At 70.9% G+C, this 6,589-nt stretch carries 4 protein-coding genes and 1 pseudogene; 2 read left to right on the forward strand and 3 right to left on the reverse strand.

The window, feature by feature from the left end; translation table 11 throughout:
* Positions 1-276: pseudogene (locus AOK01_RS39060) on the forward strand (hypothetical protein); the annotation flags it as partial.
* Positions 277-374: 98 nt separating this feature from the next.
* Here AOK01_RS39060 and AOK01_RS39065 read toward each other — a convergent pair.
* Positions 375-2,771 carry a M4 family metallopeptidase gene (locus AOK01_RS39065; RefSeq protein WP_213862216.1) on the reverse strand — a complete coding sequence of 799 codons (2,397 nt, stop codon included), beginning with the start codon at positions 2,769-2,771 and terminating at the stop codon, positions 375-377.
* A 203-nt stretch (positions 2,772-2,974) separates the two neighbouring features.
* Positions 2,975-4,369, reverse strand: coding sequence for a M1 family metallopeptidase (locus AOK01_RS39070; protein ID WP_055520263.1), 1,395 nt, complete (start codon positions 4,367-4,369; stop codon positions 2,975-2,977).
* A 654-nt stretch (positions 4,370-5,023) separates the two neighbouring features.
* Between AOK01_RS39070 and AOK01_RS39075 the strand changes: the two genes are divergently transcribed.
* The gene (locus AOK01_RS39075) at positions 5,024-5,737 is read left to right on the forward strand and encodes a helix-turn-helix domain-containing protein (protein ID WP_055520265.1); all 714 of its coding nucleotides are present in this window, start codon (positions 5,024-5,026) and stop codon (positions 5,735-5,737) included.
* A gap of 117 nt (positions 5,738-5,854) precedes the next feature.
* Here AOK01_RS39075 and AOK01_RS39080 read toward each other — a convergent pair.
* The coding region (locus AOK01_RS39080; protein ID WP_055520267.1) for an ATP-dependent 6-phosphofructokinase at positions 5,855-6,589 on the reverse strand (735 nt) is incomplete at its 5' end.

The following is a 6,589-nucleotide window of genomic DNA, read 5'->3' on the forward strand; positions in this document are numbered from 1 at the left end:
GGCCAAGTGGCCACCCGGGGGCAGGAGTTGCTGCACATGTGGGAGCGGCTGTCCGCGGAGGGCCTGCTCCTTGAGCCGTCCCACCAGGCCATGGCCCGGACCGTCCAGAGCCGGCTGCGGCACGGCGGCCGGTCCGTGGCCGCCCCGGCCGCGATGCCCGCCCTGCCGCCGGGCCAGGGGCCGCTCGCCCCCGAGGACGCGCCCCTCAAGCCCACCCGCCGCGGCTTGCGGCGCTTCACCCGGCGACCCGTCCCGCCCCCCGAGCCGACGCCCTGAACACACCCTGACAGCACACCGCGACGTGGGCCGCCGGAGAGGGCCCACGCCGCGGGTGGTGCGAAGGATGTCAGCCGCTGGTCAGCCGCCGGTCAGGGTCAGCTGGTCGTCACCGCCGTGTCGTCGACGACGAAGCTGGTCTGCAGGGAGGAGTCCTCCACGCCGCTGAACTTGAGAGCGACGGTGGAACCGGCGAACGAGGACAGGTCGAAGGTCTTCTGGACGTACCCCGTGGCCTTGTTGAGGTTCGAGTAGGTCGCCAGGGTGGTCGAGCCCGCCGTCACGGTGAGCTTGTCGTAGGCGGTGCTGGTGCTCGTCTCCGCGCTGTCGACGTGCAGCCAGAAGGTGAAGCTGGCCTTGCAGCCGCTGGGCACGGTCACCGACTGGGACAGCGTGTCGGTGTGCGTGCTGCCGTAGCCGTCCAGCCAGGCCTTGTACGAACCGCCGTGGGCCGCCTGGCTGGTGGAGTTGGTGATGACGCCGCTGGACGCGGTCCAGGTGCTGCTGCCGGATTCGAACCCGGCGTTGCCGAGCAGCTGCGCCGAGGTGCAGGTGCCGCCGCCGGAGGAGCTGACGGTCCAGGTGAAGGACGCCGTGCCGGTCGCGCCGGTGCTGTCGGTGACGGTGACCTTGGTGCTGTAGGTACCGGCGGCCGTGGGCGTCCCGGTGATCGCGCCGGTGGAGCCACTGATGGACAGGCCGGTGGGCAGGCCGGTGGCGGCGTAGGTCAGTGAGCCGCTGTTGGTGCTGCTCGCCGAGACCTGGAGGCTGACCGCGGTGCCGACGGTGGAGGACTGGCTGCCCGGGTTGGTGACCGTCACCCCGGTGGTCGGCACGGTGATGTGGCTGCCGACGTTGATACCGGCGAAGGCGTTGCCGACTCCGGCGTACTGGGCGGAGCTGGTGCCGTACAGGGACGCGGCGGCGCTGAGGGCGGCGGTGCGGGCACCGGCGTAGTTGGTGCTGGACGTCATGTACGTCGTCAGCGCCTTGTACCAGATCTGCAGGGCGGCGGCGCGGCCGATGCCCGCGACGGCGACCCCGTCGGAGGTGGGGCTGTTGTACGTGACGCCGTTGATGGTCTTGGTGCCGCTGCCCTCGGAGAGCAGGTAGAACATGTGGTTCGCCGGGCCCGAGGAGTAGTGCACGTCGAGGTTGCCGAGGCCGGAGTACCAGCTGTCGGCGGAGCCGCCGTCCTGGTCGGGCTCGTCCATGTAGCGCAGCGGCGTGCCGTCGCCGTTGATGTTGATCTCCTCGCCGATGAGGTAGTCGCCCACGTCGGAGAAGTTGGCGGCGTAGAACTCGACGCCGGTGCCGAAGATGTCGGAGGTCGCCTCGTTGAGGCCGCCGGACTCACCGCTGTAGTCCAGGCCCGCGGTGTTGGAGGTGACGCCGTGGCTCATCTCGTGGCCGGCCACGTCGAGCGAGGTCAGCGCGTGGGTGCTGCTGGTGCCGTCGCCGTACGTCATGCAGAAGCAGTCGTCGTCCCAGAAGGCGTTGACGTACGCCGTGCTGTAGTGGACGCGGGAGTAGGCGGCGACGCCGTCGTTCTTGATGCCGCTGCGGCCGAACGTGTTCTTGTAGAAGTCCCAGGTCGTCTGGGCGCCGTAGGCGGCGTCCGCGCCTGCGGTCTGGGTGTTGGAGCCGGCTCCGGTGCCCCACACGTCGTCCGCGTCGGTCATCAGGGTGCCGGTGCCGGACGTGCCGTTGTTGAGCGAGTACGTCTTGTGGCCGCCGCGGGTGGTGTCGTACAGCTGGTACGTCGATCCGGACAGCGTGGTGTTCAGCGTGACCGTGCCGCTGTACTGGGTGTTGCCTGTGCCGGTGTCGACGCCCTGGAACTGGTGGAGCTTCGCCCCGGTGCTCGCGTCGGTGATGACGTGCAGCTTGCTGGGGGTGCCGTCGTCCTGGAGGCCGGCGATCACCGTCTCCCAGGCGAGCCTGGGCGTGCCGCTGCCCGACCAGATCACCTTGCGGGCGCTGTCGGTGGTGGCCTTGCCCGCGTCGAGCGCCTCGGCGGCCTTCAGTGCCTTGCTCCGCGCGGCCGACTTGGTGAACGTCGCGGTGGTGGAGGCGACCTCGACGGTGCGCTTGTTGTTGAAGGTGGTGCTCACCGTGCCGGCGGCCCGGGAGGCCGGCGGGGTGTGCACGACCACGTCGCCGCCGAGCACCGGCAGGCCGGCGTAGGTGCGCTCGTAGCGGGTGTGGAGCGTGCCGTCCTGGTCCTTGACGACATCCTTGACGACCAGCTTCTCCTTGGCGCCGAGGCCCAGGGTGTCGGCGGTCGTGTCCGTTTTCGTCGCCGCGCTCCTGACGAGCGCGGTGTGCTGGGCCGGTGTGAGGTCGGCCGGCAGGCTCCCGGTGCGCAGGGGGCCGGGGTGGGGAGCGGCGGCGGTTTCGGCGGACGCGGCGCCCGAGGGCACGCCGAGGGCAAGGAGGGCGGCGGTGGCCACCAGGGCACCGGCTGCGGCCGCCTGGCGGGGGATTCGTCTCACTCGTACTCCTACTGCGACGGCCGCGGGTGTGCGGCCGGTGACAGCCCGGACAGACGGGATGTGCTGTCCGGGGCGAGCTGAGCAGGGGGTGCGGGCCCGTCACCACGGGCGGGTGTGGGGGAACCCGCGCCGTGGCCTTGGGCAGAGTCGCATCATTGACCTATACATGTCAGCCAGACGCGAGGTGAACGAGGGTTATCCCTCTACGACAGAGCCGGCTTGCCCTTGGTGGACAGCCACGTCCGGAACAGGTCGTCGAGCTGCTGTCCGGAGACCTTCTCGGCGAGGCGGACGAAGTCGGCGGTGTCCGCGTTGCCGTAGCGGTGCAGTTTCGTCCAGGTGGGCAGGAGCTTGAAGAAGGCGGCGTCCCCGATGCGCTCGCGCAGCACCTGGAGTGTCATCGCGCCGCGCTGGTAGACCGCCGAGGCGAACATGGTGTCGCGTTGCGGATCGGCGACCTCGACCTGCCAGAAGGCGTTGTCGGCGGGGCGGGTGTCGTAGGCGGCGAGGAAGGAGTCGTGTGCCGAGCGGGTGCCCTGGTGCTCGCTCCACAGCCACTGGGCGTAGGTGGCGAAGCCCTCGTTGAGCCAGATGTCCTGCCAGCGCGCGACCGACACCGAGTCGCCGAACCACTGGTGGGCCAGCTCGTGCACGATCGTGGACTCGCTGCGTACGGCCGAGTAGACGGGCTTGCTCTGCACCTCCAGCGAGAACCCGGCGGCCGGCATGTCGTCGACGATGGCGCCGGTCTCCTCGAACGGGTACGGCCCGAACACCTGCGACCAGTAGTCGGTCGCCGCGGCCGTGACGGCGTACACGTCGACGGCGTTGCTGTTCGCCAGGGTCGGATCGATGGCGACGTAGACCGGCGTGCCGCCCGGGGTCCGCCCGGTCCGGACGTCGAACTTGCCGATGGTGGCGGTCGCGAGGTAGGTCGCCATGGGCCTGGACTCACGCCAGTGGCTGTACGTCGAGCCGCCCTTGTCGTACGTCGAGACGAGCCGGCCGTTGGAGACGCCGGTGAGGCCCTTGGGAGCCTTGATGCGGATGTCGTAGGTGGCCTTGTCGGACGGGTGGTCGCTGGACGGGAACCAGGTGGAGGCGGCGTTCGGTTCGCAGGCGACGAAGACACCGTCGTCGGTCTTCATCCAGCCGTAGTCCGAGCCGAACACGATCGGCCCGGTGAGGGGTTCGGGGACACCGCCGTAGGTGACGGTGACCGTGAAGTCACGGTTCTTGGCGAGCGAGCCCTTCGGGGTGACGTGCAGTTCGTCGCCGTCGCGGGCGAAGGTGGCCCGTCTGCCGTTCACCTCGACCTTCGTGACCTCCAGTCGCTGCAGGTCGAGGTCGAAGGAGGACAGTCTCGTCGTGGCGCGCGCGGTGAGCGTCGTGCGGCCGTCCAGGCGGTCGGTGCCGGGGTCGTAGGCGATGTCGAGGGCGTAGTGACGGGCGTCGAAACCGCCGTTGCCGAGGAGCGGGAAGTAGGGGTCGCCGATGCCGGGGGCACCATGGGTGGGAGCGGAGGCGGCGGCGACGGTGAAGAAGGAGGCCACCGCGGTGGCGGCTGCGGCTGCACGTGCTGAACGGGAGAGAGCCATGTGTCGTCCCTTTCGAGCGTGCGTCGATCAGACGAAACGGTCACGCCGACTCTGCGTCCCCTTGAACCGCCATGTACATGACTTTGCAAAACCACGAGCCACTGCCGGATGGACCATTACCAAGCACGGCGCCGCCCGCTTCCACCGCCGGGCCACCGGGCCACCGGGCCGCTGGGCCGCCGGGCCGCCGGGCCGCCGGGCCGCCGGGTGCCACCCGGCCGCACGGGTAGAGCAACCCGAGGCAGGCCGACCCGAGGCGGACGAACTCGATCCCTGGTTGCGAACACCCGCACACCGTCTGATTCGCGCCGCGCGTTCCGGCGCCGCACGCAGCCGCCGAACATGCCCCGAAGGGGCGCACGAGGCCGGCCTCCCGCGCACTCCTCCCGGCGCCGGCCGACCGGAGGCGCGCGCTCCGCCATTGGCCGGACATGCGCGCATATGCCCGTCGACGCTGCTCATGGCGCTTGCCCGAGCGCCCGGCGTCCTGGCACCGCGGCAGCCCGCCCCGCGCGTGCGCCGCAACGGGACGCATACAGGACGCATCGGCCTACGCACGGGTTCGCTGGACAACTGTCCGAAACCGTAGGTTCACACAATCCGTGATCCTGGCCGAGCAGAACGTAGTCACCGCAGCCCCGGGGCCCATACGTTATGCACGTGCACCAACAGTCGGCCTCTCAGCCCACCCCGCCCTTCGACGCCCCTGCCGCCCGCAAGCTGCGCACCGCGCTCGGCATGGGGCCCGAGCATGTCGCGTACGGGATACGGACCTCGTTCGGGATGCCCCATGTGACGCCCGACCTGATAGTCGCCTGGGAGCGCGGCCTGGCCTCTCCCGGCAACGGTGAACTGGTCGCGCTGGCAGGCGTGTTGTGGTGCTCCCCGGGCGAACTTGTCGGCGCGCCCCGGTCGCTGCGCGAGCACCGCGTCGCACGGGGCCTGGCGCCCGAGGACGTCGCGCACGCCGTCGGGCTCGAACTCCTCGCGTACGTACGGATGGAGGAGGCGGACGAGTGGCGCGGCAGCGAGCGGCAGTCGTCGGCGCTCGCCGGAGTACTCGAACTGACGCCGGCGGACCTCGTCTCGGTCACCGGGCGGGAGCCGAAGCTGGCGGAGATGCTGCGCGGCGCGGTGACGACGCGCTGGCAGACGTACGTCCGCCCGGTGGGCAAGCTGCTGACCATGGAACGGCGGACCGTGGGCCACGCGCTGCGCGCACTGCACACCGAGTACCAGGGGCGGCTGGCGGCGACGCCGAGCTGGGGCGGCCGTACGGTCTCCGCCGACGCCGATGCCGCGGGCCGGGACTTCCTGGACCGGATCGTCGACCGCTTCTGGTCGACGATCCGACGCGACGGCGGCTGACGCGACGGCGGCCACTGAGACCTGGGCCGTCGCCCCACGAGGCCCACGTATTCCACGTACCCCGCGTAGCCCACGCAGCCCACGCAGGCTCCGGACCGGAGGGCCCCGGGAAGCTTCCTAGAAGACCGACTCCGCCTCGTCCATCCGGTCCTTCGGGACCGTCTTCAGTTCCGTGACCGCCTCGGCCAGCGGCACCATCACCACGTCCGTGCCGCGCAGCGCCGTCATGCGGCCGAACTCACCCCGGTGCGCCGCCTCCACCGCGTGCCAGCCGAAGCGCGTCGCCAGCACCCTGTCGTACGCGGTCGGCGTGCCGCCCCGCTGGATGTGGCCGAGAATGACCGGCTTGGCCTCCTTGCCGAGGCGGCGCTCCAGCTCGTACGCCAGCGCCGTCCCGATGCCCTGGAAGCGCTCGTGGCCGAACTGGTCGATGTCGCCGTGGCCGTAGTCCATGCTGCCCACGGCGGGGTGCGCGCCCTCGGCCACGCACACGACCGCGAACTTCTTCCCGCGGGCGAAGCGCTCCTCGACCATCTTGACCAGGTCGGCCGGGTCGAAGGCCCGCTCGGGCAGGCAGATGCCGTGGGCGCCGGCGGCCATGCCGGACTCCAGGGCGATCCAGCCGGCGTGGCGGCCCATGACCTCGACGACCATCACCCGCTGGTGGGACTCGGCGGTCGTCTTGAGGCGGTCCATCGCCTCCGTGGCGACCCCGACCGCCGTGTCGAACCCGAACGTGCGGTCCGTCGACGAGATGTCGTTGTCGATCGTCTTGGGGACCCCGACCACCGGCAGGCCCGCGTCCGACAGCATTCGCGCCGCCGTCAGCGTGCCCTCGCCGCCGATCGGGAT

Origin of the sequence: Streptomyces aurantiacus, from assembly GCF_001418335.1 — a bacterium.
GTDB classification, from domain to species: domain Bacteria; phylum Actinomycetota; class Actinomycetes; order Streptomycetales; family Streptomycetaceae; genus Streptomyces; species Streptomyces aurantiacus.